This is a genomic window from Streptococcus sp. LMAG:39 (assembly GCF_008680485.1).
In the GTDB taxonomy this organism is placed as follows: domain Bacteria; phylum Bacillota; class Bacilli; order Lactobacillales; family Streptococcaceae; genus Streptococcus; species Streptococcus pasteurianus.
The window spans coordinates 2,183,572-2,206,784 of record NZ_NALE01000001.1; the positions used below are offsets into that span (position 1 = coordinate 2,183,572).

The following is a 23,213-nucleotide window of genomic DNA, read 5'->3' on the forward strand; positions in this document are numbered from 1 at the left end:
TTATCTTTTCATAAGTTGGTAAATGCCGATATATCCCGTATTTTAGGGCTTTATCGGTATTTTCTTTTCGGAAGATACCTTGCATAAGCTGGCATTTACCAGCATGAAAATGCAACCAAAAGTAGTAAATGAGTAGTAAATATAAGCTCCGATATTAACAAGCCAGCCTTTCCAGTTCTGCTTTTGCAGATTGAAATGTGCCGTGTGCATAATAGCCAAGTGTCATGGTTATGTTAGCGTGTCCCATGAGATATTGCAGAGTGTTTGGGTTCATTCCTCTGTTTGCCATATTCGTACAATAAGTATGTCTGAATGAATGTGGCGTGATGTTCGGTAACTTGTCCGTGTGATACTTGTTATACTTCTTAATCAGTCCTCGCACCATGCCCTCATAGTTTCCTGCAACTTTAGGCAAGCCCTCACGATTTAGGAATAGGAAATTGCTGTAACCACCTACAATCAGCGGTTGTGCCTTTCCTCTGTTCTTTAGTATTCTTTGGATTGCTTGATAAGCCCGTTCTGTCAATGGAAGTTCCCGTTTTCCGTTTTTGGTCTTTGGTGTTTCAATATAGTAGCCCATTTCGCTATCTTTCAATAACTGGTGGTCTATATTGAGTATTCTGTTCTGCATATCAATATGCGTCGTCAGTCCGCAAAATTCAGAAATACGAAGTCCCGTTTCCAGCAGAAGCACAACCTCATCATAATACTTACTGTAAATCTTGTCCTTTTCCATAAAGGCAAGCAGGTGTTCTTCCTGCTCTGGTGTAAGGATAACTTTCTGTTCGGTATCATCTTCCAGAACATCACTTAACTTAAATTCAAATGGGTTCTTTCTGATACAGTCGTCTTGTATTGCCATGTAAAATGACGCTTTCAAGGAACGTTTATAGTTATCAATCGTTTTATAGGCATATCCTTTTTCGCTCATTCTGATAGCCCATTCTTTAGCGTCCGACTGCTTAACCGTATCAATCGCCCTCATACCTAATGGGTCATTTTTCAAAGCGTTCATAAGATACTGTCGTCCTTTTTCAGTAGCCCTTTTGATGTTCTTTCTTTGACTGTTCTTCTTGTCGTAGAGCTGGCAGACTGTCATTTTACCGCCGACTGTGTCGATACCGTCGTTAAGGTCTTTTTTTATCTGTGCTTCTTTTTCCCTCAACGATATATCATCACGCTTTCCAGCAGGTGTCTTGTCTGTCGGTACAAGTTTCCAAGAATAGATAAATTGTGGCTTTCCGTATATATCGGTATATTTATAAACGTATCTTCCGTCTTTTCGCTGGCTCTCTCCATTACGCAAATTGCGATTTTTACTGTCTTTTCGTTTCACATTAGACATAGTGTAAAGCTCCTTTCCGTCATGGAATGAGCCGTGATACGCTACTAATATTATACCATATCTACGGCTCAATGACATTAGATTTCGTCCAATGTATCTATGATTTTTTCAAATTGTTTTCGCTTAATCTGAATACGATTACCGTTCACGATAACCCAGCCAGCGTCAAGATTTTCTTCGGCTAATTTACGCAATTTCTTTTCGCCAATACGGAAGTATTTAGACGCTTCTTCAATCGTCAGCGTATATTTTTCCCAGATAGGCACATCAGTATTGTTCATAATCTATGCACCCCCCTTTACTGTGTGTCATTTTTTTACAAGCAGACAAACGGCTTTGGAAAGCTCCGTTAGTATCTCAACTATTCCCATTCTTGTGGGCAGAACCGCACCATGCGGACGTATCATTATTCTGTGAGGATAGGTCGTGGCAAAACGACTATTCCAACAGTCGCTCTCGGATCACTGCGTGGGTCGCTCGCTTTCTTTTGGAAAGGTCATGGCGTACAGTCCCCGTGGCTTGCTATCTCACAAACGTATCTGTCTGCTTTATTCAGTTGTCAAAGACCAGACGGGCATAATCAATCCCAATATGAATTAGAAGCGTTTAATATCAAAGTTTAAGATTTTACGAATAATCGCTTCTTTGATAAAACCTTTCATTTCCAAATCTACCGCAAGACGTAAGTTGTTGTTATCGTCGTAAAACGGACGCATACAGCACTGATTGATATATGGGTCATAAAATTCCAAGATTTTTGAAATTGCTGTTTCGTCGCCGTCGCAGGCTTTGGAAATAACCGTGAAAGTCGGTGTCAGCTCTTTTGGCATTTTTCTTTTTCCTCCTCAATCAGTTGCTTTAACTTGTCTAGTGCTTGTATTCTGCACTTCGTTACATTCGCTCTGGAACAGTCAAGCATTTTCCCAATGTAAGTGTCCGTGTCGCCAATGAAAAAATACTGTAAAACGATATTACGCTTTCGTTCTTCAATAGCTTTCAATGCACGAGCCAGTTGTTTATCTTCGATTGATACTTTTTCTCCACAGACTTCAAATACCGCAACATAATCCGTAGAATATGTATCTTCTGTACCTATGGAATTTAAGAGGTCGTCCATAATTTCGGCGAATGGCATTTCTTTTTTCTCTGAACGACGTATCGCTCGATAGAAGTCAATCGCTCTATGACGTATAACTGTTTTAATAGCACAATCGAATTGATGACAGGTTTTTTCTTGTAGTTCTGACGGTTTCATTTTCCTCACCTCCTTTCGCTAGTCGAAAAGAGGTGTCTGCCCCTTTTCATATATACCGCGTTGAAAGTGGGGGACAGCGTAACCAAAATCGAAAAAACTTTAAAAAATTTTTTTCTGGCATGAAAAAAGCCCGCACAAAACATATAGTCTGTACGAGCTTTTAAAACTGTGCTATATTCAGTTGTTATAAAAATGCCGTTAGGTTCAAACTGATTGCGTCGAGGTATATCTAAAATATTCCATAATGACAACTCCTTTACGGCACTATTCTAATTTAATCAGACAGAAAAGAAATTGCACCGTTTTTAATTTCTAAGATTTCGTCGGCTTCTTCTGCCAAATGCTTACTGTGTGTAACCACAACAACACATTTTCCTAATTCATGTGCAGTCTTTTTCAGCAAAGCAATGATTTCATCAGCGGTAGTTTCGTCAAGATTTCCCGTCGGTTCGTCTGCCAAAAGTACATGAGCGTCGCTGGCTAATGCTCTTGCAATCGCTACACGCTGTTGCTGTCCGCCAGATAGTTGCAATACATTTCTCTGCCAGTATTCTTTTCCAATGCCGACTTCTTCCAATAATTTTTCAGCATTTCCACTACCACCTAATTTGACATTTTCAACCGTTGTCAAATAATCAATCAGATTATAATTTTGAAATACCAATGAGATATTATGCTTTCTGTGGTAATTCAGCCCTTTTTTTGTAATGTCCTCGCCATTGCAAAGGACAGTCCCTTTTACCGCTGTGTCTAAGCCTGCTAACAACGATAAGAGTGTTGTTTTTCCTGCACCACTCGGACCGACAATAGTATAAAAAATACCCTCCTCGAAAGTAGCAGATACATTATTCAAAATGGTTTTATCTTTTTTTGTTTTGTAAGCATAGCTTACATTCTTTACTTCTAACATTTTCGTCGTCCTCCTAACTCATTTCCGATAAAATATCTTTCGGGTTTCTCTTTAGTATTACAATTCCAGATACCAGAACAGAAGCCGTTATCAACACAAGAACACTTGCTCCGTCCAACAGATACATTTCTGGCGTAACCTCTACGCTGATATTCTGCACGTCCTGCTTTGGTGCAACATATTCTGTGGATACTTTTCCCTCGTTATTTTTTTCTTCTTCCTGCATTTGCTGAACCTGCTGTGATACCAGATAATTTGCAGTTACTTTGGAAACGGCAGGAGCGACAGCAAAGGATAGCATAAGGGAAAGAACAGCAATCATAATCGCTTCACTCCAAATCTGCCCGATAATTCTGAATTTCGGAACACCGAGAGATAAGAAAATGCCGACTTCCTGCACTCGATTTTTCAGCCAGAACAGAAATACTAAAACAAGGATAACAAAACTTGCAACAGAGATTACCAATATCATCATTTCGCTTACTTTTGCTAAATCATTGAAGTTTGAGGACATGGTTTCGGAATTTCCGTTATTGTCAATCAAATCATATTGCTCCCAGTTGATGTCTACTTTTTGCAGATTTTCTTTTACTTCGTCGTAAGCTTCCACATCTTCTACTTTGAAATAGGCTCTTTCATATAATGGACTTGTTTCACCCTCTGCCTTTTCTGGAAATCTCAAATCTGTAAATATTACATTTTCCGAACGGTAAGTATCTCCCTGCATAAGTGGGGACATCTTTTGATCCACTTGATAAATTCCAACAATCTCAGCTTCTGATACCTTTGAATTTTCAGTATCGTGGTAATCATTAAAAGAAATCTTATCGCCGATTTTCAGATTATTTTGATTTGCAAGTTCCTCTGAAATGACACACATATCTTTATCCTCTGGGGTTATCATTCGCCCCTCTTTGATATGCAGGTTTCCAGATAAAACATTTCTGTCAAGTTTCATATCTTTGTTTCCAATTAAGCTTACACCTCCCTCATCTACACTTTGGTCTACATCTTTATCTTCAATTCTTTTGAAATTTACAGGGTTTACAGGAGTTGTTGCTGTTGTAATATTGTAATCAGCAATTCCTTTTGTTTTTGCCAGTTTCTCAATGTCTTTTATATCTAAGCTTTCAAATTCATTTGTTGTCCAGCCTGACCAAGTCTCCACACCATTGATAATCTCTTTTTCCTGATGGTAGCCACCAAAACTACCTTCCTTATCATTACCAATCTTTTCTGAGTATTCACGAACTCGTTTTGTTCGGTACTCTGCATTTCTTTCTAAAAGAAAGCCTGCACCTATGGCTTGTCTGGTTTTGTCCTGCACCTCAATACTGGCATTTTTGCTCGCCACACCTGCAAGAAGCAGGGTACTGATTGCAAAAACAATCAACAATAAGAGAATACTTTTTATGGGCTTTCTGAACACAGAACGCCTTGCCAATCCAAAAAAATTCATGTACTATCCCTCCATTTTCGCTAATATATCTTTTGGGTTTGCTCGTAATATCGGAAGAATGGAACAGCACAATGCCACCAGAATAACTGCACCACCTAAAAGGAACAACATTCCAATATCTTGTATCTGCAACACCACTTTCAGATTTTCTGTTACTGTTTCTGAACCAGTAATGACATTTTGCAAAACGCCCGAGAACAATTTACCAATGGCTGTTGCTCCTAAAACCGAAAGTGTAAATACACTGCCTGCTTCTAATAAAGTTTGCAGGAAAATTTCACTTTTTGTCTTGCCGAGGCTCATAAAGATTGCCACCTCTTTTTGCCTTGTCCGCATCCACATACATAACAGCAGGGAAACAACAACAGTACCAGTTACCAATGTAAGTACCAGCATAAGATTTGCCACCTTACTGATTTGCTCTAATGGAGCAGACATCTGTTGATAAAGGGTATCGGAAGTGCTAAGTTCTACATCATTTCCGAATATTTTTTGCAAGCTGGTTTCCAGCACATCTAATTTTTCTGGTCTTTTTGAATAAACGCAGAGTTTTTCAAATTCAGCTTCTTTGAACAATTCTTTATAAGTGCTGTTGTCAATAAAGACTTGATTTTCTATTCGATTGACTGCGGTAGTTTCTGTTGGCTGGTCTTTTTCCACATTTCCTGCGGACATGAAAATTCCAATAATTTGAACAGATACTTTTGTTCCGTTTTCTGTACTTAATTCAATCGTATCTCCAACTTTTAGCTCATTTTGATTTGCAAGGTTCGCATTGATAACAGCACCTTTTTTCTCATGTTTGATATAATCGCCAGAAGATAAGCGGTACTGCATTTCTGAAAAAGGGCTGTCCTTTTCCAAATCATCATAGGAGAGCAACGCTATTTTCAAATTTTCCTCATTCGTAGAAGTATTGAGCGTAACGGGAGCAAAACTAGCTGGAAATACATCTTGCCTGCCGATACGGTTGATAGCTGAAACATCTTCCAGCGTTTCAATCTTGTTTACTTCATTCTCTGTTATCTTGCTGTCCTTACTTGTAATTTCAGCTACAATCTTAGAATTTGTCTTTTCCTGCATGGCTTGTTTGGACTCATTTGTAGTCCTTAAAATCATGCTTGTACCTAAAATCATACTGTTTACAAGTATCAAAACAATCAACAAAAGAATGGTTTTTCCTTTTTTTCGCTGTAAATAGCGAAAACCAAGTTGATAAAACTTCATACTTCACACCTCTATTCCCAACGGGCTATGACAACCTTTGTTGCATTGAAATGAAGTGTGTCTGCAAATTCTCCATAAAGATATACTTCAGATTGTTTTTTTACATCGGATATAGAACCCGTTGTTACATTTGTAACACCAGACTGTGCATTTACTGTGGCAATGACAAATTCACAATCTGGGTTATAGGTTACAGAAACAGCATTGTCTTTATTTTCCATTCCCGGTGCTTCTATTTTTATCCCAGCTCCACCCTCAATATCTTTTGCTTGATTTACCAAGCAACCATTGTCTGTAAATTCCAAAACACTTCCTCTCAAATTAGCAGACTCTAATATGTCGTTTCCTTTATTTTCTGAAGAACCATTTGTATTTTCTTCATTCGTATTAGAATTGACAATAGGATTAGACGTATCTGGCTTCTCATTTGGACTTGCACCACACCCCGTCAATGCACAGATACATAATCCAACTGCTATGAATTTACTGATGTTTGTTTTTTTCATTTTTGTATTCCACCTTTCTTGTTCGATATGCCCCTATTGTAAAAGCAAACCATTCTAAAAATCCTGTAAAAAAGTAAGAAAATCATCATCATTTTTTAGAGGATTTTTACAGACTTTTCTGTTATACTGTCTATAATTTATATAGAAAAGGATTGATACATTATGAAAATACTTCTTCTGGAAGATGATTTAGAGTTATGTAAAAATATAAAAATTTCTCTGGAAAAAGAAAACTATATGGTTGATTGTTGCAATGACGGGGAAACTGCTATGCTGTATGCCTTAAATACAGACTATGCTTATGACCTCGCCATTGTAGACCGTATGTTACCGATTATTGACGGTTTGACAATCATAAAATCTATGCGTAAAAAAGGAATTTCTATTCCTATCCTTATCATTACTGCCATGAGTACCCTTGACAATCGGGTTGAGGGTTTAGACGGCGGTGCTGATGATTATTTAGTAAAACCATTTCATATCAAAGAATTGCTTGCAAGAGTTCGGGCATTAACAAGACGCCCTGCCAATATCCAGTTATCTTCCAAATTAGAATATGGAGATTTAACTTTCGATAAAGACAGCCGAACCTTATCTACACCCGTCAATTCTCTTTTATTAACTTCAAAAGAAACCGAGTTGACTTTTGTATTTATGCAGAACCCAGAAACACTATTTTCCCGTGAACAGCTAATCCTTAAAATCTGGGGCAGTTCTTCCGAGGTAGAAACTGGCAATGTAGACAGTTACATTTCTTTTCTGCGAAAACGCCTAAAAGAATTAAAAAGTTCCTGTAAAATAACAACGGTCTACGGTGCAGGGTACAAACTGGAGAAAGAAACATGTTAAATAACTTATACCGAAAACTTCATATTCTGTTTGCAAGTTCTGTTATGCTGATTATTACCCTTGTGATTTCCTTTGTCGTTGCGAACACAGTTCATACAGAGAAAATCAACGAAAGCACCTTATTTCAGAGATTGACAACCTTGCTGATTTATCAAGTGGAAAGTGCTTCTTCGGATATGGACAAAGCACTCAAAACCTACGAAGAGAGTTATCATATTTTTTCTTTAATTACTGATACAAGGGGGAATACCATTTATCAGAGTGATTTCCCATTTCCAACTTCTGCGGACAATCTGTTGCATGATGTAGAAAAGCAGATTTCTACACAACCATTATCACAAATAGAAAACAGCACAACTTCACAAGGCGGTTTTCTGGAAATAAGAGGAACACATCACGATACTTATTTTGTTATTCCTGCTACAATTAGGACAGCAAATGATACCGTGTATCATGCAACCTTTCTTTATCAGACAGCCAGTTTGACGGATATTTTACAAAAAACATTGCCTATATATCTTCTTATCTGGTTTTTGGCTTGTATCGTTGTTATCGTGCTGACCCGTTATCTGCTGAAAAAGTCGTTTGCTCCAACGGAACGAATACTGCAAAGCCAAAAAGATTTTGTTGCAACAGCGTCCCATGAATTAAAATCTCCACTTGCTGTTATGATTTCCAACACGGATATGCTTCTTGATAATGTTTCCTTAAACGAGCAGGCAAAGCAAGCCGTACAGACCATAGATTTTGAATGTATGCGGTTATCCCGTTTAGTCAAAGATATGTTGCTTTTGGCTTCTTCCGACGCTAAAACATGGACATTGCATAAAAGCACAATCAATGTAGATACCTTGCTCATTACGTTATATGAAACCTACGAACCCGTCTGCATGAAGCAGAATTTAGAACTAAAACTGCATTTATCCGAGGAAAGTTATCCTGCTATGTTTACCGACAAAGACCGATTATTTCAAATCTTGTGTGTCTTTATGGATAATGCCATTCAACATTCCAAGAATAATTCTTTAATAGAGATAGAAGTAATCGCCACCGAAAAAAATATTGCTTTTTCTGTGGTAGACCACGGGCAAGGCATTTCTGATGAAGATAAGCAGTATATCTTTGACCGATTTTATAGTGGCGACAAGTCCCATACGAACAAATCGAATTTTGGACTGGGACTAAGTATCGCCAAAGAATTAACTCAAATGCTGAACGGTATTATCATTATCAATGATACTGCTGGTGGAGGTGCTACTTTTACTGTTAAATTTCCTCTGAAATAGATTAAGGCTTGCAGATCATACACTATGTATGGAGCAAGCCTTTTTTCAAATCTTTGTCTTTTTGGTAATCTTGTAAATATATTCTTCTGGGGTAGGGCGTTTATTACCAAAATATTTTTTGAAATTTGCCTACACTTCTGGGGCGGTGCTATTCATAGCTTCATCAATCGTCGCTTCAATATCTGCCCGAACATCAGCCAATGATACACCGCCAGCTTTTGCACCAGCTTTCAACGCTTTTTTTATATCTCGCTTTTTTAGTCCTATCATAATAACCTTTCTTATCATAATTGCAAATTTATAAATTCATTAGTATTAAAACTGAAATTCAAATACATTACTAAAATCATTGTTCAAGACATAATAAACTTTATTTTTTTCTGTAGAATATACAAATGAAACCCTAGTTGCCCACAAGTCTTTTTGAGAAACAGATTTTAATACTTTAAATGCGTCATTTACTGAAAAATCTTTATCATATCCTGCCAATAACTCTTTAGCCACTTCGTATCTTGTATCCCCAGAAACAATGTACGGCTTTGTTATATCTGGTTTTAGAATAGAATAATTTGTAATAAGTGAAAAATTTTCTTGTTCATATCTATACCCAATTCCAGGTTCAATAATTAAAACTCGTCCTTTTTTATCAGAAAGCATAGCTTGCATAGTAGCATCTGGTGCATAAATAATTTTTTTCTTTTTAACAATGTCCAAGGCTTTATCAAAAGAAATCTCTGCCTTAATGAATTTTTCTGTTAATTCAGATATTGTAATACAATCCTCGCTTTCTATATACCTTGCATTTTCATTACCATGAACATAAAGAAGTGTTCCTACATTACCATTTTTATTTATCCCATGAAATGAATGATACAGACCGTCAGGCATTTTAATACCAATATAAAATCTATTTTCTTCGGTAATTACAGTATGATCCCATACAGAAAGGTCAATATCAAAATTAAAACCAACAATTTTATCTATACCATTGTAAACAAATCTTGTACACATATAATCACTCCTCAAAATACTATTTCAAATAGTCATTTAACTAATCTAATTAGTATTTTAAAATGTTTTTAAACTCAAACATATTATATTCGCACGTTTCGATTGAATAGCCTGAACTAAAGTAGGCTAAAGAGAGGGTAAACATAACGCTATTGCGCCCTACTAAACCCTTTTCTCCTGAAAATTTCGTTTCGTGCAATAAGAGATTAAACCAGGGTTCATCTACTTGTTTTTTGCCTTCTGTACCGCTTAAAACCGTTAGACTTGAACGAGTAAAGCCCTTATTATCTGTTTGTTTGAAAGACCAATCTTGCCATTCTTTGAAAGAATAACGGTAATTGGGATCAAAAAATTCTACATTGTCCGTTCTTGGTATACGAGCAATCCCAAAATGATTGCACGTTAGATCAACTGGCAAAGACTTTCCAAAATATTCTCGGATATTTTGCGAGATTATTTTGGCTGCTTTGACAGATTTAAATTCTGATTTTGAAGTCACATAGACTGGCGTTTCTAAAACAAAATATGCTTGATAACCTTTATCAGATTTGATAATTAACGTAGGCATAAAACCTAAATCAATAGCTGTTGTTAAAATATCGCTTGCTGAAATAGTTTCTTTTTCCGTGTGAATATCAAAATCAATAAAGAAGGTATTGATTTGTCTTAAATTGTTTTCAGAATGTCCTTTAGTGTATGAACGGTTTTCGTCTGCATACGTACCATAACGATAAACGTTTGGTGTCCAATGCGTAAATGTATCTTGATTTTCGTGAATCGCTTCTTCGGAAGTCAGAACAACGCCACGTCCGCCAATCATGCTTTTTTTTGAGCGATACGCAAAAATAGCCCCTTTACTTTTACCTGGCTTGGTAGTGATTGAGCGAATTTTACTATTTTTAAATTTGTACTTTAACAAGCCGTCATGAAGCACAGTTTCTACAACAAAAGGGATATTCATTCAGCTGTTCTCCTTTCTTACGAAAATTAATTAGTTAGAAGCTACGATCAAAGTTGAATCACAACAAAAAAGGCAATCAACTAAGTTTTTCTTAATTGATTGCCTGGTATCTTCTTAAAGACTTGAAATCCCCTCAAAAACCCGATATAATGGGTTTACAGATATTTAAGTATCTGATTAATAAAGTAATTAAATACTTTACCAAATTTTGGGTCTCGACTTCTTTAATTGATTGGTGGTAATCAATTAAGGCTCGCAGTTAAAGTTTCTCAGGCTTTAACTGGTCGTGGCTCTTTTTTTGTATTCTTTATTCAGTTCGTTGTTTCGTTATATCTAGTATATCGCTTTTTAAAAAAATAAGCAATGATTTCGTGCATTATTCACACGAAATCATTGCTTTTTTCTTCTTCCATTTCTAACTCCAATGTTACTTGTTCTGTTTCTGGTTCTGGTTCTGTTGGCTCATTTGGGATTAAATCCACTACTAGCGTTGAGTTAGTTAACTTTGCAATTTGTTCTAGTGTTTTTATGGTTGGATCTGATTTTCCTGATTCTATTCGTGAATAATTTGATCTACTCATTTCTAATTCTTGGGAGAATTTTTCTTTTGATTTGGTACCTCTCATCTTTTTTAAGCTTTCTCTAAATGCTAGTTCCAAGTTTCTCCCCCCTCTTTTTGTGTCATAAAATTCACGCTTTATTTAAATTATAGCTTTTAATATCTTAATAAACAAGTGATTAATCACTTGTGATTTGTGATAAGTGATTTGTGATTAATATATAAAAGCCCTCTTTAAAGGGCTTTTATGTTTATTTTGAAAAAGAGATAAAATCAATATATCCCTTTTCCCCAATTTTTACAACGGCATTGTAGGGCTTTTTCTCTTTGTTTTTGATTCCTTTTACCAGGGTTTCTTTTCCCTCCAGTAATTCTTTTACATTCGTTTTGGTTAGTTTTTTCTTTCTAAAATGTTCAGCTAAAGTAAACTTACATTCAGGATAATTTGAACAACCATAAAACGATTTTTTTAATACAATATTGTTGCCACACTTAGGACATTTTCCTACAAGGGGTCCCGAGCGCTTAGTGGGAATTTGTACCCCTTATCGATACAAATTCCCCGTAGGCGCTAGGGACCTCTTTAGCTTCTTGGAAGCTGTCAGTAGTATATCTAATAATTTATCTCCATTCCCTTTAGTAACGTGTAACTTTCCAAATTTAAAAAAGCGACTCATAGAATTATTTCCTCCCGTTAAATAATAGATAACTATTAAAAATAGACAATACTTGCTCATAAGTAACGGTACTTAAATTGTTTACTTTGGCGTGTTTCATTGCTTGATGAAACTGATTTTTAGTAAACAGTTGACGATATTCTCGATTGACCCATTTTGAAACAAAGTACGTATATAGCTTCCAATATTTATCTGGAACATCTGTGGTATGGCGGGTAAGTTTTATTAAGACACTGTTTACTTTTGGTTTAGGATGAAAGCATTCCGCTGGCAGCTTAAGCAATTGCTGAATCGAGACTTGAGTGTGCAAGAGCAACCCTAGTGTTCGGTGAATATCCAAGGTACGCTTGTAGAATCCTTCTTCAACAATCAGATAGATGTCAGACGCATGGCTTTCAAAAACCACTTTTTTAATAATTTGTGTGCTTAAATGGTAAGGAATACTCCCAACAATTTTATACCTCTGTTTGTTAGGGAATTGAAACTGTAGAATATCTTGGTGAATTAAAGTGACACGAATGTTCAGTTTTAATTTTTCTGACGATAAGTTGAATAGATGACTGTCTAATTCAATAGACGTTACCTGTTTACTTATTTTAGCCAGTTTCGTCGTTAAATGCCCTTTACCTGTTCCAATTTCGTAAACGGTATCGGTTTCTTTTAAATTCAATTGTTTTATTATTTGGTTGAGTACTTTTTCACTCGTTAAAAAGTTTTGAGAATATTTTATATTTTTGTTCATGTAATCACTCCTGAAGTGATTACATCTGTAAATAAATACAGAAGTTAAACGATTTGTTTGTAATTTTAGTTATCTGTTTAAAAAGTCATAAGATTAGTCACTGGTAGGAATTAATCTAACGTATTTATTTATCTGCGTAATCACTGTTTTTAGTCTGTTTCAAAACAGTAGATGTTTTATCTACATTACGCATTTGGAATACCAACATGACGAATCCCTCCTTCTTAATTACAAATTTTTAGCATCTAATTTAACTTCAATTCCTATTATACACAAAATTTTAAGAAAGTCAATAAATAATCATAATTTTCTAATTGTGTTATTGACTACACTAATTCAATTAGCTAGAATTGTGTTTGTATGATATTTTGAATGAGGTGCATAACTATGAAAACCACTAAAGAAGCAGTAATAAAAGCAACATCAGACTTAGCAGATGAAAAAGGATTAAATAACGTTTCGTTAAAAGCTGTTGCTCAAAAATTAAACATTCGTACACCATCTTTATATAATCACATAGAAAGTTTAGATAATCTTCTTTTAGAAGTTGCTCATAATGGTATGCGTGACATGAATGAAAGAATGATGAAAATTGCCGTTGGAAAAATAGGGAAAGAAGCAATTAAGTTAGTTTCTATCGAATACCTAAACTATATGATTGAACACCCCGGAGTTTATGAAACAATTCAATGGGCTGTGTGGCACGGAACAGAGGAAACAGCAACCATTTTTAACAACTATCTTTCATTATTAACTACTCTTATCCAATCGTGCAGTCTTAACAAAGACAAAACACTTGAAATATTAAATATGCTTACTGGAATAATTCACGGTTATACAACTTTGCAATTAGGAAACGCTTTTTCTGCCTCAGATAAAGTTAGATTTGAATTAGCTGAAGCGATAGATACTTTATTAGTCGGGATTTTCCAGAAGTATAAATAATATATTTAGGCTTGCAAATCAATACAGAACTGCAAGCCTTTTTCTTTTATCCTACAATCTTCCAGTTGCTATCCTTATGTAGCACAAGCTCATACTGTGATACTTGTGTCGCCTTTGTCTGATTATCAAGGAATTTTACAGCTACTTTAACTTTCACATTATCCCCGTCCTTTGTAAAGATAGGGTTTACCAGTTCAGAATAAAGGTAGTCCCTGCCGATAGGCTCAATCACATTTCCAGATACATAGTAAGCAAGCTCTTTTTCTGTGGCTGTTGGATAGAGCTTAAAGAATGTTTCCAGAAATGCGGTAGCGTCATTTACCGTATCAGCGTCCACGCTTGCGTCTGCTTCTGGTGTCTTAGGCTCATAGTCTGATTTTTCGATTGCTGGTGCAAGAGTAGGGTTCTGAATGATTACCATATCCCCGTCAGCGTCTACATGGACTTTTACAGTATAAGTCGCTTTCACATTGCTTGTCTGTTCTCCCTCTTTTATCTGCTGATCTACTTCGTAGGTAGCAGAAAAAGTGTCCGTTCCCGATTGCTCGATATGCCACACAATCACATCTGTAACTGTGGAGCTGGTCGGTATATCCGTTCTGATTGTATCAACATTCAAGTCTTGCAATTCCTTTGTCAGATAACCGCTGATTGCCTGCGTCCTTGCTTCAATCGCTTCTTTGCTGTTACTCCATGTGTAATAAGACTTCGCAAAGTTCTTCACGAAATTTTCTATCCCGTTGGTGTCCTGCAAACGAAGTTCAATGATTTCTTTTTCATGGGTCGTGTGCTGGTCGATAGCCGTAAAATTCTTATACACCCCAAAGCTCACGCTTGCGATAAGCACCACCCACAACGCAATCACGGTTTTCTTATGTGTGCCTACCTTGACAGTACGCACCTTTTTTTCTTTGACATTTTCTGTCTGTTTCTTATTCTTCTTAAACATAATGTTATCCTCACTTTCTATTGTTTTACTCGTCCTGCACCGATTAAGTGCTGTTGCCAGTAACTATTATTTAGGTCTGCATATCCTATCGGATTTCCTGCGTGGTACATCTGCGTCGGCGAAACAAGAATACCGACATGTGTTACATAACTTCCAGCGTTATAGGTAGAATGGAAAAATACCAAGTCCCCAGCCTTTGCCTGCGAGAGTGGAAGATGTTGGGTGGCGTCATACTGTGCTTGTGCTGTTCTCGGTAAGGAAACACCAGCTTTTCCATAGCACCATTGCGTCAGCCCCGAACAGTCAAAGGAAGTGTTAGGATTGCTACCGCCATATACATACTTCCAGCCTTGATACTTCAATGCTTCATTCATTACTTTTTGTGCCAGTTCTCCCGATACCTGCGGAACAGTTAAATACTGATTGACTAATTCGACGTAAAATTGATTGCCATACTGATACCGCCAGCCCCCGTTCTTCGCAACGGCTATCGGGTTGGTGTAGGTTACTTTCTTTCCACCCGATTTTTCACGGGCGAAGCTCTCTGCAAGATTAAAGGTGTGTTTCTTTCCTTTTCCTGCCACATATCCCACATAGCCACCGCCATAGTTATAAGACTGTATCGCTACATTCAAATCGTCGATACCTTGATTTTTGCAGGAAGAAAGCAGGGACGCAAAATACTTACACCCCTGCTTGATTGAGCTTTCCGTATCTAAGGAATTAGGCGGTAAACCAAGACTTTCCGAACTCTGCATAACATCTTCTGCCGTACCGCCACTTTCTACTTGAATGATAGCCAATAGCACATTGACATACTCGGAAATACCGTATTCTCTGGCGTACTTTTCTACCATAGGCTGATGTTTCAAGACTTCTGCGGATAAGTTCATACCCGTAATGCCAGAAGAAAAATTGCTGTTCTCGTCGTCGCTGTCCGCACTAATCAAGACACCAAAGAAAAGCACCAGAGAAAAGAGGATAGGAAACAGAGTGCCAATGATAGCGATATGTTTCAGTTTCATTTTTTCTTCTGTCCTTTCTTCATCACAAGGTTACGAGTTTTCTCTGTTGTCTGCTGGTTCTTTTGGACGGTTTGCGTCTGCTGAACCTTTGTCCTGCGGTCTTTTGTGTAATTCTGGCGTGTTTCCTGCGATACCACTTTTTCTACATTCTGCCTATGTACTGGCTGTGCCGACTGGGTCGCTTTCTTATCAGAAGCACCAGAAGATAACGGACGCTCTTTGATAACATTTGTCTTGACTGGCTCACTTGCTTTTGAAGTGGTCGCTGTGGCAGGACGTTTGACTTCCTGCATTTTTTCCGCACTCGGCTTTGAAGCTGTGGCTGGTCGCTCATGGGGACGGGTAGCTCCCGTTGTCGCTGATCCGTCAGCCTTTCGCTGTGCCTGCCTTGCTTCTTGTGCCTTTTGAAGCTCCATACGCTTGTCAGCGATACTCTGTCTATGCTTTTCCTGCTTTTCCAAACGTCCCGTCTGTCTGGACTGCTGTTCCTGCACCATGCCACGCTTAAAGTCGGACACGCTGGACTTTGCCTTTTCCTTTGCGGAATACACCGCATAAGCGGTCTGTGTCGGCATATCCTTGATATTCTCTTTGACAGCATTTGCCTTGTCTTTCACTTTATTTTTCGTATCTAAGACAGCACCCACCTTTGAGCCTGCACGCTGTCCCATACTGGAAGTAGATGTATTGCCCCGACTGTCTTTTGTGGCTGTGTTCCTTGTCGGTTTTCTGTTTGAAATCGTGCTACCTGCCACCGCACCAGCAACACCGCCAGCAGTAACCGCACCAGCAAGCCGTCTTTCCATACGCCTAGCTCTATGTCGCATAAACAGATATGGTCTGCGGAATATCCTGCGTCCCATGTTTTGACTGTCGCCAGCGTTCAAAGAGAACATACTCATTAAATCGCCCAGCTTCATATAAATACCAGCGAAACATACTATCTGCAAGAACGCTACCATAAAGAACGGATAGTCCGTGGAGATGTTATAAAACATACTGGAAATGCTGAACGCCACCGTTACAATGAGCGTTATTCCTGCCCGTGTCATTATGGTATTAAACACCCTTACGATTGCCTGCTTCGCCATGCTTTCATAGCTCGGTATCATGGAAAGTAAAAAGCTGATAGGTAAAAACATTGCAAAGATAATAAAAAGTATCTGGCTAAATAACATCATGCCCGTAAGCAAGAATACAAATATCGTTATCCCTAAATTGAAGAACAGTAGGAAGAACACCATGCCTAAACGGTTCACGACCTGCGGTATCGTCAGATTGTTGTTGTCGTTATCTTCGATTTCTGTTTTCACGACTTCCTCTCTGGTTTTCCCGTCCTCGTCCTCTGGACTTGCCGATACAAGAGCTTCGACACGGTCTGCCCCGATTTCTTCTGTGTTGCTGTTACCGAATTGCAGAAGTAGCCACGGCTGTTCCACTTGAATAGAAAATAGGCTGTCCCGTATCAAGTCCACGCTGTCCTTGCCCTCGCTGTCGGAGTTGGGGAGCATGATTTTTGTTCCCAAGTCCAAAGAAGCGGTACTGATGTCTGATGAAAATTCATTTATCTTCTTGATGTAGTCGGGAGCGTAGGCAATAAACGAAGCGGACAGCACGAACACCACCACAAAGTTGATAACAGCGTGAAGTGCCTTGCTGGTTTCCCGTTTGATAAGTCCCGTATAAGCAACATACATTCCCACCACTAAGATAATGAGAAGCAGGAAACCAACATAGAAGCCCGTAGAAGAAAAGCCGTTCTCGGTTACACCTGCAAGGGTCTGTATGCTCTTTCCGATACTGTCTGCCATATCGTTAATAAAATCAAGTTTATAGGCTTCCTGCACCACATAGCCCGTGGCATTGCTTAAATAAAGGCTTATCGTCCAGACAAAGTTGGTAATGCAGTAAAGCCCGTACTGTACCGATTTTCCAATGCCGTCCAGCCAGTTCCACGGCAACCATGACCAGCTATTATCCACATAAAAATCAAGCTGGTAGTTGGAAAGGGGATATTTTGAGTAAAGATTTTCTGCGTTTATGGTATCGTCCACAAGCCCCGTCGCATGAGCCACCGTCCCCAAAAGTGAAAGCAGGATAAGGGAGAGTGCCACCACGAACAGAGCCATTTTGAGAAAGTGAAGTATCTTCCTTTTTGTGAACGCACCTTTTATCCTTTCTTTCATCACTCCACCTCATTTCTCTGTACGGGCGGTCTGGTATCAAAGGCGTGTAGCAGTTCTTCAAAAACTGGGTGTATCTGTACCACACCGACACGCCCGTATAAGTCCTGCAATAAGCATTGTCCGTTCTCCAAATCACGAAGCCGTTTCTGGTTGTTTTCATCGTCCTTGTCGATACCGAAAAATTCTAAGGTCTGTTTTATCTCGTTGATGTCAGTAGAACGGAAAGCGAATTTTAAGCCGATATTGTTTTTCAGACTTTCCTTTGCCACGTCCCCAGAAGATTGTGTAACGAAATAAACACCTGCCTGCATAGCTCGTCCAGCACGAACCAGCTTGTTAGAGAGCGTTTCTCCTTGTGCCACATTTAAGAACGCCCACGCTTCGTCCAAATCGACAATCTTAAAAATACTTCTGTCCGAATGGATAAAATCAAGGGCAAAGGTACTAATCACAATCAGCATAGATACCGACAATAATTCAATAGTCGTGTATTCTTCAAAGGTCGTGTCCTTATCTGGCAGTACAAGGTCGGCTACTTGAATGATATTGAGCTGGTTATCAAGGCTGATTGCATTTTCCACCGTACCGTCTGAAAACAGCAGATGTGCAAAGTCGTAGTCCGTGAAGCTGTCGATATGGTCTGCGATATTTCTTGATATGGGCGTATCTTCACGGCGTAGCTCGTCTATTACATGGAGCAAGCCCCGACTGTCGCTCTGGGTAACGGAACGAACCGCTTTTCGTAACACGGGGAATTTTTCGCCGTCCCTAGAGGAAATACCCGTAAGGAATGTCAAGATGTCGATTGCCAGACTTTCAGCGTCTTTTACATTCTTCATAATCACGAATGGGTCAAGAAGTCCTGCATTGTCTTTATCGCTGGTAAGATTTACGATATTGATTTCATGGGCGATTTCTGGAAGTGTTTCTCTCCAGTTGCCACGCTCGGCTTTGGGGTCTAAAATGACTGCTTGACCGCCAAACAACACCGAATAATACACCAGAAGATTGTTGCAGAACGACTTTCCACCGCCAAGCGAACCGACAAAAGCAGACGCTAAAGCGTTGGTAACTGTACCTTTTACGCCCTGCGAAGCTAAAGACGGTTGCAGGTACACATTTCTTCCCGTATCAACGGAATAGCCCATATAGATACCCGTAGTTTCCCCTAACTGCTGGGTCGCTCCAAAGCCAAGCCCTGCCAAGAAGTCTGATTTTACATACTGCACATAGTCATTGATATATCGCTTGCTGGCAGGTAAAAATTCAGAATGAAGCCCCAGCATATCCCCAGCAGGACGTACCAGCTTTACATTGAGGTCGTCGTAAAAGTCTTTGACTTCATCACAACGGCGTTTCAGCTCGTCAAGATCGGGTGCAGACACCCGTATAACGTAGCTTAACTTATACATACTTTCTTTTGTCTGGTCTAAGTCCGTTTCCAGCTCGTCCACGCTGTCTAAAGCGTCCACCACATTTGAGCTGGTTTCACCTCCTGCTTGATAAGCGTGATTGTCAAGGTCTTTCAATTCCTTTTTCTTGTTGCGTACGGTTGTTAATGCTTTTCGGTTCTCCACGATTTCTACATTCATAGAAGTATCAACGGGGAATGTGAATTGCTGTTGCTGGAAATAGAAGATTTCACTTGACGGAAAATCAAGCTCGCCGACAATCGCATTGACGGTAAAATAGGACACATAACTTTCCTTGTCCTCATGTTCCAAGCGTAAATACCGCTGGCTTTCTTCAATCACACACCTTGTCGGACGGATAAGGTCGTAGTATTTTATCAGCGTTTCTTTGTTCAATTTTTTTTTTGGTAGCTGGTACGCATAATCTTCATAAGCGATACCGTCCCTGCCGTAAAGATGTTCCATGAGATACCCAAAATCATTGATTTCCAAGCGACGCACCTTAAAGCGACGGGAGATTTTATTTTCCAGTAACTTTTCCATTTTCATGTAACGGTTGATTTCATCATTCGGCATGGAAACAAAATCATTCATCAGCGTATGGTTTACTTCATGGAGAAACTCTTTGAATGTCAGCCACGCCGATTTTTTGATGTTCTTCAGATTGAGCTGTTCTTCCGTAACCATGAGCTTAAAGCCAAGAAAAAAGCGGTAGTCCACTTGATTGTTCCCAATCATAGATACTAACGCTTCGGTCTGTTCGTCTATTTTCTGGTAGGCAACTTCCTTTAATTTTCCCGTTACCAGTTTCTTTGACTGCTCCTGCATACTTCGTATGGAGCTTTCTGTGGCAATCTGCAACGCATGAATTTTACCCTCACGGGACTGTGCGATTAGCTGTCGGAAACTGTCATGCACGATAAATTTCTGCTCTGCGGATAGAAAAGAATAGTTGTATGGTACCAGCTCATAATAGGCAAACACTTCATTGTCCTTGTTCCAGACAAGGTTATTGTCAATATATTTTATCGGGAACATAGTTCACACTCCTTACTGCCGTGATTGTTTCATTTAATATCTGCTTATGCAGTTTTACGGCTTTTCCTGCATAAGTGATTTTTGGTCGCAGGGCATAGGTTATCTGTGATTTCAAAAAGCTGTACGGCTTCTTTCCGTCAAAGGTTTTCTGCGACATGAACCAAGTGAGAGCAACGGGAATACCAAAGTATTTGAGAAATGCTCCCTCAATCATGGAAAGTGGGGGAATATCCCCAAACAGAATGATGATAAATTCCGTAATCACAAACCATGTAATCTGTGTAAAAGTAACGGGAAAGGGTAAGTTAAAGTCATTGATTGCATATAAGACTTTTTCCACGTTCCAGATACCCGTGTAGCTTTTAATCTTTTTCAAGTTCTTTCAGCTCCTTTCAAAATAGAAAAGGACAGCCATTTTCAGACTGTCCCTTAAAAGAGAAATACGCTGTCAGTAGCAACAATGCTTGTCGCTGATCTTCCAGCGTTAATATGGTATCTCGCACATACCTCGGCTTGTTTCAATAAAGCAACCGCCCATATCCAAATCTCGCCCGTAGGCTTCATAGTCAATGTAGTTCTGTAAGCTGGGTGGAATGTCGCCAAGTGCCTGCAATTCGTCTATGTAGTAGTAGGCAACGTCTGTCATGGTTTCACAGTCGGGATAATAATAAATATCGTCCTTGTGTTCCACGACTTCTTCCAGCGTCCCGTAGTGGCTGATAAATTCGTCCAGACACTCTACGATATAGTCGGGAAGTTCCTCTATCATTTCATACATCTCATTGAGTTCTTCAATGGAAACATACTCGCCAATCGCAATGGGGAAGTTGTCGGTATCATGGATTGCGTATTCCTCATACTGTTCATTCAAGCCGATTTTTTCTTTTACATCTTCCTCATCAATGGGAAACGTGAACCAAGCACCGACTAAATATCCCTCATTGTATTTGCCAAGATTAGCAATGTAAACCGCCATATCATCAATCATAACCACCACCTCATTTCCTACTCTGGCAGTTCAAAGATACCGTGTTCTGTTACTAAAAATTTCCCGTGTTCCTGCAAGTGAGAAGCATAGGCTTCAAAGTCAAAGTAATATTCTTGACAGTCCTCGGATAAATGCTTAAATGTCGGGTCGTTCATCAGCTTTTGCCTTGCAACATCTATCATGCTTTTGCAGTCAGGATAAACCGTAATCACGTTCCTGCAAATATAAAGTGCTTCTAAATTGTCATATACGGTCAGAAGTGATACATATTCTTCCTGCATATCACTTGAAAGCTGGCGGTACATAAAATCTAATTCGTTGAGCTGATACACGCTTGTATGTTCGTGAACTTCATCAGCATAAGGCAACACCTTTTCGATAATACAGTAATCCCCACTTTCTGCACCGATACCTAACTTTTCTTCAAACTCGGCAACATCTATCGGCAGGTCGAACCAGTATGATATTGTTTCTTCGTCAGTTGTTCCTCTCGTTTCCACCAGTACCCTTGTTTCCTGCATTGTTCCTCACGTCCTTTCTGTTGGTTCATCACATCTTTTAAGTTCTGGTATGAGATACCAAACACATATTTAGAAAAATCTTCTAACTGTCTTTCTTCATAGTCGGCAGGGTTCAGCCGTTTCATTTCATGCCACACCTTACGCTTGTAAGAGGGCAGGTCGGAAATGTATTCACAGCCGACTTTTGCCTGCATATCCTTAAAAATATCGTTCATTTCATCACTCCAATCTGAAATTTAGGTATGAAAAAAGCAGTCAATCCTAAGACTAACTGCTTTGTGTGTATGGATATGAAATTGTTTATCAGACATATTGTTTGAAAAATACATTTAACTTTTGCCCTAGTAGTGTTGGGTTATCTGTATTTACTTCATGTCCTGCATTTTCAATAATAGCTATTTCTGCGTTTTCTATCTGTTGTTGCAATTCTAAAGAAGCTTTTTTATTTATCTTATCCTTATCGCCACAGACAACAAGTACCGAACATGATATTTTTTTCAGTTCATGTTTAAAATTAAGTTCTGTCATAGATTTGCATAGATTGATAAAATCTGTTTTCTGAAAACCCATTTTTTCAAATGCTGAACAAGGCATAATACGGAATATCAGATTTTGCATTTTTAACAGATACTTTGGCATTTCATATTGTGTGCCTATTAACACTAATGAGTTCATTTTTTCTGGGTGTTCTATCGCATACTGCATAGCAAGAATACCACCTAAAGAAAGTCCACAAATATTTAGCGGTTCTTCAAACTGTTCACAGTATGTTTCCAATGTCCGATACAATGTATCATAACATGGTATTTTTCCAAAAAGCCAATCTGATAAATTAGGGCATAAAACTTCAAAATCATCATTGAATACTTTTACGGTATCACTCCAACTTTCAGAAGATTGTCCCAAACCGTGAAGCATTATATATTTCATTCCATCACTCCTAGATACTGTGTTTCATATCCACATTATAACATTCGCATATCAGCACCACAATAAAATTTTATGCACCGATAATCTTATTGAACAGCTCTAACAATACATCTTTCACACCGCCAGCGTTGAATACCAAACCGACAGCAATCAAGGCAACTACCAAGAAGCCAATGAGCTTTGAAAACTCACGCTTGAACCCTAAGTAGATACCGATAACCACGATCGCCATAAGCACTAAGCTCTGTGCGTTTGATAAAAACCATTGATATAAATTTTGTCCGAAATTCATTTAATTGTCCTCGCTTTCTTTTCATTGTTTCATTTCACAGTCAGCTTCTTTGCCGACATTCAAAATACACATCAAGACTACGCCGATACCCATTCCCATAGATACCAGCAGGAAGTCTTTTACTAATACCCACATTTTTT

The 23,213-nt window shown here is 38.6% G+C and carries 27 protein-coding genes and 2 pseudogenes; 3 read left to right on the top strand and 26 right to left on the bottom strand.

Annotated features, from left to right (window positions below; all coding sequences use genetic code 11):
* Positions 1 to 154: 154 nt before the first annotated feature.
* From CCC20_RS11180 to CCC20_RS11215, 8 genes are all read right to left on the bottom strand, one after another.
* Complete coding sequence (locus CCC20_RS11180; protein ID WP_025489609.1) at positions 155 to 1,345, bottom strand: site-specific integrase; 1,191 nt, start codon at positions 1,343 to 1,345, stop codon at positions 155 to 157.
* A 77-nt stretch (positions 1,346 to 1,422) separates the two neighbouring features.
* Positions 1,423 to 1,626, bottom strand: a complete 204-nt coding sequence (locus CCC20_RS11185) for an excisionase (protein ID WP_002347229.1) — start codon at positions 1,624 to 1,626, stop codon at positions 1,423 to 1,425.
* Positions 1,627 to 1,941: 315 nt separating this feature from the next.
* Positions 1,942 to 2,175, bottom strand: a complete 234-nt coding sequence (locus CCC20_RS11190) for a helix-turn-helix domain-containing protein (RefSeq protein ID WP_003431885.1) — start codon at positions 2,173 to 2,175, stop codon at positions 1,942 to 1,944.
* Positions 2,160 to 2,600 carry an RNA polymerase sigma factor gene (locus tag CCC20_RS11195; RefSeq protein ID WP_287180361.1) on the bottom strand — a complete coding sequence of 147 codons (441 nt, stop codon included), beginning with the start codon at positions 2,598 to 2,600 and terminating at the stop codon, positions 2,160 to 2,162. Before CCC20_RS11195 ends, CCC20_RS11190 begins: the two co-directional genes overlap by 16 nt.
* Before the next feature lie 274 nt (positions 2,601 to 2,874).
* A complete protein-coding gene (locus CCC20_RS11200) occupies positions 2,875 to 3,510 on the bottom strand; it encodes an ABC transporter ATP-binding protein (RefSeq protein WP_003431891.1) in 636 nt (211 codons plus the stop codon).
* A gap of 13 nt (positions 3,511 to 3,523) precedes the next feature.
* Positions 3,524 to 4,969, bottom strand: a complete 1,446-nt coding sequence (locus CCC20_RS11205; RefSeq protein ID WP_077710200.1) for an ABC transporter permease — start codon at positions 4,967 to 4,969, stop codon at positions 3,524 to 3,526.
* 3 nt (positions 4,970 to 4,972) lie between these two features.
* A complete protein-coding gene (locus CCC20_RS11210) occupies positions 4,973 to 6,196 on the bottom strand; it encodes an ABC transporter permease (protein WP_025489608.1) in 1,224 nt (407 codons plus the stop codon).
* 11 nt (positions 6,197 to 6,207) lie between these two features.
* A complete protein-coding gene (locus tag CCC20_RS11215; RefSeq protein WP_025489607.1) occupies positions 6,208 to 6,702 on the bottom strand; it encodes a hypothetical protein in 495 nt (164 codons plus the stop codon).
* 162 nt (positions 6,703 to 6,864) lie between these two features.
* Here CCC20_RS11215 and CCC20_RS11220 point away from each other — a divergent pair, with 162 nt between their 5' ends.
* Positions 6,865 to 7,551 (top strand): response regulator transcription factor, encoded by a 687-nt coding sequence (locus CCC20_RS11220; RefSeq protein WP_025489606.1) that lies wholly within the window; start codon positions 6,865 to 6,867, stop codon positions 7,549 to 7,551.
* Positions 7,545 to 8,837 carry a sensor histidine kinase gene (locus CCC20_RS11225; RefSeq protein ID WP_021364213.1) on the top strand — a complete coding sequence of 431 codons (1,293 nt, stop codon included), beginning with the start codon at positions 7,545 to 7,547 and terminating at the stop codon, positions 8,835 to 8,837. The genes CCC20_RS11220 and CCC20_RS11225 overlap by 7 nt, the downstream gene beginning before the upstream one ends.
* A gap of 129 nt (positions 8,838 to 8,966) precedes the next feature.
* On the opposite strand, the gene CCC20_RS11520 is transcribed toward CCC20_RS11225, so the two are convergent.
* From CCC20_RS11520 to CCC20_RS11260, 7 genes and pseudogenes are all read right to left on the bottom strand, one after another.
* On the bottom strand, positions 8,967 to 9,107 hold the full coding sequence (locus tag CCC20_RS11520) for a hypothetical protein (RefSeq protein WP_449288698.1): 141 nt from the start codon (positions 9,105 to 9,107) through the stop codon (positions 8,967 to 8,969).
* 45 nt (positions 9,108 to 9,152) lie between these two features.
* Entirely contained in the window at positions 9,153 to 9,848 is a 696-nt protein-coding gene (locus tag CCC20_RS11235) for a C45 family peptidase (protein ID WP_009905043.1), read from the bottom strand.
* 58 nt (positions 9,849 to 9,906) lie between these two features.
* Positions 9,907 to 10,809 (bottom strand): annotated as a pseudogene (locus CCC20_RS11240) (primase C-terminal domain-containing protein); the annotation flags it as partial.
* Positions 10,810 to 11,189: 380 nt separating this feature from the next.
* Positions 11,190 to 11,468, bottom strand: coding sequence for a helix-turn-helix transcriptional regulator (locus CCC20_RS11245; protein ID WP_024407057.1), 279 nt, complete (start codon positions 11,466 to 11,468; stop codon positions 11,190 to 11,192).
* Between the two features lie 151 nt (positions 11,469 to 11,619).
* A pseudogene (locus tag CCC20_RS11250) lies at positions 11,620 to 11,880 on the bottom strand (topoisomerase C-terminal repeat-containing protein); the annotation flags it as partial.
* A gap of 169 nt (positions 11,881 to 12,049) precedes the next feature.
* The gene (erm(B), locus tag CCC20_RS11255) at positions 12,050 to 12,787 is read right to left on the bottom strand and encodes a 23S rRNA (adenine(2058)-N(6))-methyltransferase Erm(B) (protein ID WP_001038792.1); all 738 of its coding nucleotides are present in this window, start codon (positions 12,785 to 12,787) and stop codon (positions 12,050 to 12,052) included.
* 124 nt (positions 12,788 to 12,911) lie between these two features.
* Positions 12,912 to 12,995 carry a 23S rRNA methyltransferase attenuation leader peptide gene (locus CCC20_RS11260; protein ID WP_001814874.1) on the bottom strand — a complete coding sequence of 28 codons (84 nt, stop codon included), beginning with the start codon at positions 12,993 to 12,995 and terminating at the stop codon, positions 12,912 to 12,914.
* Between the two features lie 179 nt (positions 12,996 to 13,174).
* Between CCC20_RS11260 and CCC20_RS11265 the strand changes: the two genes are divergently transcribed.
* Positions 13,175 to 13,732, top strand: a complete 558-nt coding sequence (locus tag CCC20_RS11265; RefSeq protein ID WP_005946872.1) for a TetR/AcrR family transcriptional regulator — start codon at positions 13,175 to 13,177, stop codon at positions 13,730 to 13,732.
* Between the two features lie 46 nt (positions 13,733 to 13,778).
* Here the strand turns inward: CCC20_RS11265 and CCC20_RS11270 are convergent, their stop codons facing one another.
* From CCC20_RS11270 to CCC20_RS11320, 11 genes are all read right to left on the bottom strand, one after another.
* On the bottom strand, positions 13,779 to 14,702 hold the full coding sequence (locus tag CCC20_RS11270; RefSeq protein ID WP_502705563.1) for a conjugal transfer protein: 924 nt from the start codon (positions 14,700 to 14,702) through the stop codon (positions 13,779 to 13,781).
* Entirely contained in the window at positions 14,699 to 15,706 is a 1,008-nt protein-coding gene (locus CCC20_RS11275; RefSeq protein WP_025489604.1) for a bifunctional lytic transglycosylase/C40 family peptidase, read from the bottom strand. The genes CCC20_RS11270 and CCC20_RS11275 overlap by 4 nt, the downstream gene beginning before the upstream one ends.
* Positions 15,703 to 17,892 (bottom strand): CD3337/EF1877 family mobilome membrane protein, encoded by a 2,190-nt coding sequence (locus tag CCC20_RS11280; protein WP_025489603.1) that lies wholly within the window; start codon positions 17,890 to 17,892, stop codon positions 15,703 to 15,705. The genes CCC20_RS11275 and CCC20_RS11280 overlap by 4 nt, the downstream gene beginning before the upstream one ends.
* The gene (gene tcpF / locus CCC20_RS11285; protein ID WP_025489602.1) at positions 17,892 to 20,342 is read right to left on the bottom strand and encodes a conjugal transfer ATPase TcpF; all 2,451 of its coding nucleotides are present in this window, start codon (positions 20,340 to 20,342) and stop codon (positions 17,892 to 17,894) included. Before tcpF ends, CCC20_RS11280 begins: the two co-directional genes overlap by 1 nt.
* Positions 20,320 to 20,718 (bottom strand): conjugal transfer protein, encoded by a 399-nt coding sequence (locus CCC20_RS11290; protein ID WP_003061368.1) that lies wholly within the window; start codon positions 20,716 to 20,718, stop codon positions 20,320 to 20,322. Before CCC20_RS11290 ends, tcpF begins: the two co-directional genes overlap by 23 nt.
* 108 nt (positions 20,719 to 20,826) lie before the next feature.
* The gene (locus CCC20_RS11295; protein WP_022620530.1) at positions 20,827 to 21,327 is read right to left on the bottom strand and encodes an antirestriction protein ArdA; all 501 of its coding nucleotides are present in this window, start codon (positions 21,325 to 21,327) and stop codon (positions 20,827 to 20,829) included.
* A gap of 20 nt (positions 21,328 to 21,347) precedes the next feature.
* Positions 21,348 to 21,851 (bottom strand): antirestriction protein ArdA, encoded by a 504-nt coding sequence (locus tag CCC20_RS11300; protein WP_025489601.1) that lies wholly within the window; start codon positions 21,849 to 21,851, stop codon positions 21,348 to 21,350.
* Entirely contained in the window at positions 21,770 to 22,066 is a 297-nt protein-coding gene (locus CCC20_RS11305) for a conjugal transfer protein (RefSeq protein WP_074038079.1), read from the bottom strand. The genes CCC20_RS11300 and CCC20_RS11305 overlap by 82 nt, the downstream gene beginning before the upstream one ends.
* Before the next feature lie 88 nt (positions 22,067 to 22,154).
* Positions 22,155 to 22,781 carry an alpha/beta fold hydrolase gene (locus CCC20_RS11310; RefSeq protein ID WP_022620533.1) on the bottom strand — a complete coding sequence of 209 codons (627 nt, stop codon included), beginning with the start codon at positions 22,779 to 22,781 and terminating at the stop codon, positions 22,155 to 22,157.
* A gap of 70 nt (positions 22,782 to 22,851) precedes the next feature.
* Positions 22,852 to 23,073, bottom strand: coding sequence for a hypothetical protein (locus CCC20_RS11315; protein WP_002323342.1), 222 nt, complete (start codon positions 23,071 to 23,073; stop codon positions 22,852 to 22,854).
* 21 nt (positions 23,074 to 23,094) lie between these two features.
* Complete coding sequence (locus tag CCC20_RS11320; RefSeq protein ID WP_117578419.1) at positions 23,095 to 23,208, bottom strand: DUF3789 domain-containing protein; 114 nt, start codon at positions 23,206 to 23,208, stop codon at positions 23,095 to 23,097.
* Positions 23,209 to 23,213: the final 5 nt, after the last annotated feature.

Bases quoted from the DNA above. Each gene is read 5' to 3' on its own strand.
- CCC20_RS11180 (WP_025489609.1), bottom strand. From the start codon at position 1,345: ATGTCTAATGTGAAACGAAAAGACAGTAAAAATCGCAATTTGCGTAAT.
- CCC20_RS11185 (WP_002347229.1), bottom strand. From the start codon at position 1,626: ATGAACAATACTGATGTGCCTATCTGGGAAAAATATACGCTGACGATT.
- CCC20_RS11190 (WP_003431885.1), bottom strand. From the start codon at position 2,175: ATGCCAAAAGAGCTGACACCGACTTTCACGGTTATTTCCAAAGCCTGC.
- CCC20_RS11195 (WP_287180361.1), bottom strand. From the start codon at position 2,600: ATGAAACCGTCAGAACTACAAGAAAAAACCTGTCATCAATTCGATTGT.
- CCC20_RS11200 (WP_003431891.1), bottom strand. From the start codon at position 3,510: ATGTTAGAAGTAAAGAATGTAAGCTATGCTTACAAAACAAAAAAAGAT.
- CCC20_RS11205 (WP_077710200.1), bottom strand. From the start codon at position 4,969: ATGAATTTTTTTGGATTGGCAAGGCGTTCTGTGTTCAGAAAGCCCATA.
- CCC20_RS11210 (WP_025489608.1), bottom strand. From the start codon at position 6,196: ATGAAGTTTTATCAACTTGGTTTTCGCTATTTACAGCGAAAAAAAGGA.
- CCC20_RS11215 (WP_025489607.1), bottom strand. From the start codon at position 6,702: ATGAAAAAAACAAACATCAGTAAATTCATAGCAGTTGGATTATGTATC.
- CCC20_RS11220 (WP_025489606.1), top strand. From the start codon at position 6,865: ATGAAAATACTTCTTCTGGAAGATGATTTAGAGTTATGTAAAAATATA.
- CCC20_RS11225 (WP_021364213.1), top strand. From the start codon at position 7,545: ATGTTAAATAACTTATACCGAAAACTTCATATTCTGTTTGCAAGTTCT.
- CCC20_RS11520 (WP_449288698.1), bottom strand. From the start codon at position 9,107: ATGATAGGACTAAAAAAGCGAGATATAAAAAAAGCGTTGAAAGCTGGT.
- CCC20_RS11235 (WP_009905043.1), bottom strand. From the start codon at position 9,848: ATGTGTACAAGATTTGTTTACAATGGTATAGATAAAATTGTTGGTTTT.
- CCC20_RS11260 (WP_001814874.1), bottom strand. From the start codon at position 12,995: ATGTTGGTATTCCAAATGCGTAATGTAGATAAAACATCTACTGTTTTG.
- CCC20_RS11265 (WP_005946872.1), top strand. From the start codon at position 13,175: ATGAAAACCACTAAAGAAGCAGTAATAAAAGCAACATCAGACTTAGCA.
- CCC20_RS11275 (WP_025489604.1), bottom strand. From the start codon at position 15,706: ATGAAACTGAAACATATCGCTATCATTGGCACTCTGTTTCCTATCCTC.
- CCC20_RS11280 (WP_025489603.1), bottom strand. From the start codon at position 17,892: ATGAAAGAAAGGATAAAAGGTGCGTTCACAAAAAGGAAGATACTTCAC.
- tcpF (WP_025489602.1), bottom strand. From the start codon at position 20,342: ATGTTCCCGATAAAATATATTGACAATAACCTTGTCTGGAACAAGGAC.
- CCC20_RS11300 (WP_025489601.1), bottom strand. From the start codon at position 21,851: ATGCAGGAAACAAGGGTACTGGTGGAAACGAGAGGAACAACTGACGAA.
- CCC20_RS11305 (WP_074038079.1), bottom strand. From the start codon at position 22,066: ATGAACGATATTTTTAAGGATATGCAGGCAAAAGTCGGCTGTGAATAC.
- CCC20_RS11310 (WP_022620533.1), bottom strand. From the start codon at position 22,781: ATGAAATATATAATGCTTCACGGTTTGGGACAATCTTCTGAAAGTTGG.
- CCC20_RS11315 (WP_002323342.1), bottom strand. From the start codon at position 23,073: ATGAATTTCGGACAAAATTTATATCAATGGTTTTTATCAAACGCACAG.
- CCC20_RS11320 (WP_117578419.1), bottom strand. From the start codon at position 23,208: ATGTGGGTATTAGTAAAAGACTTCCTGCTGGTATCTATGGGAATGGGT.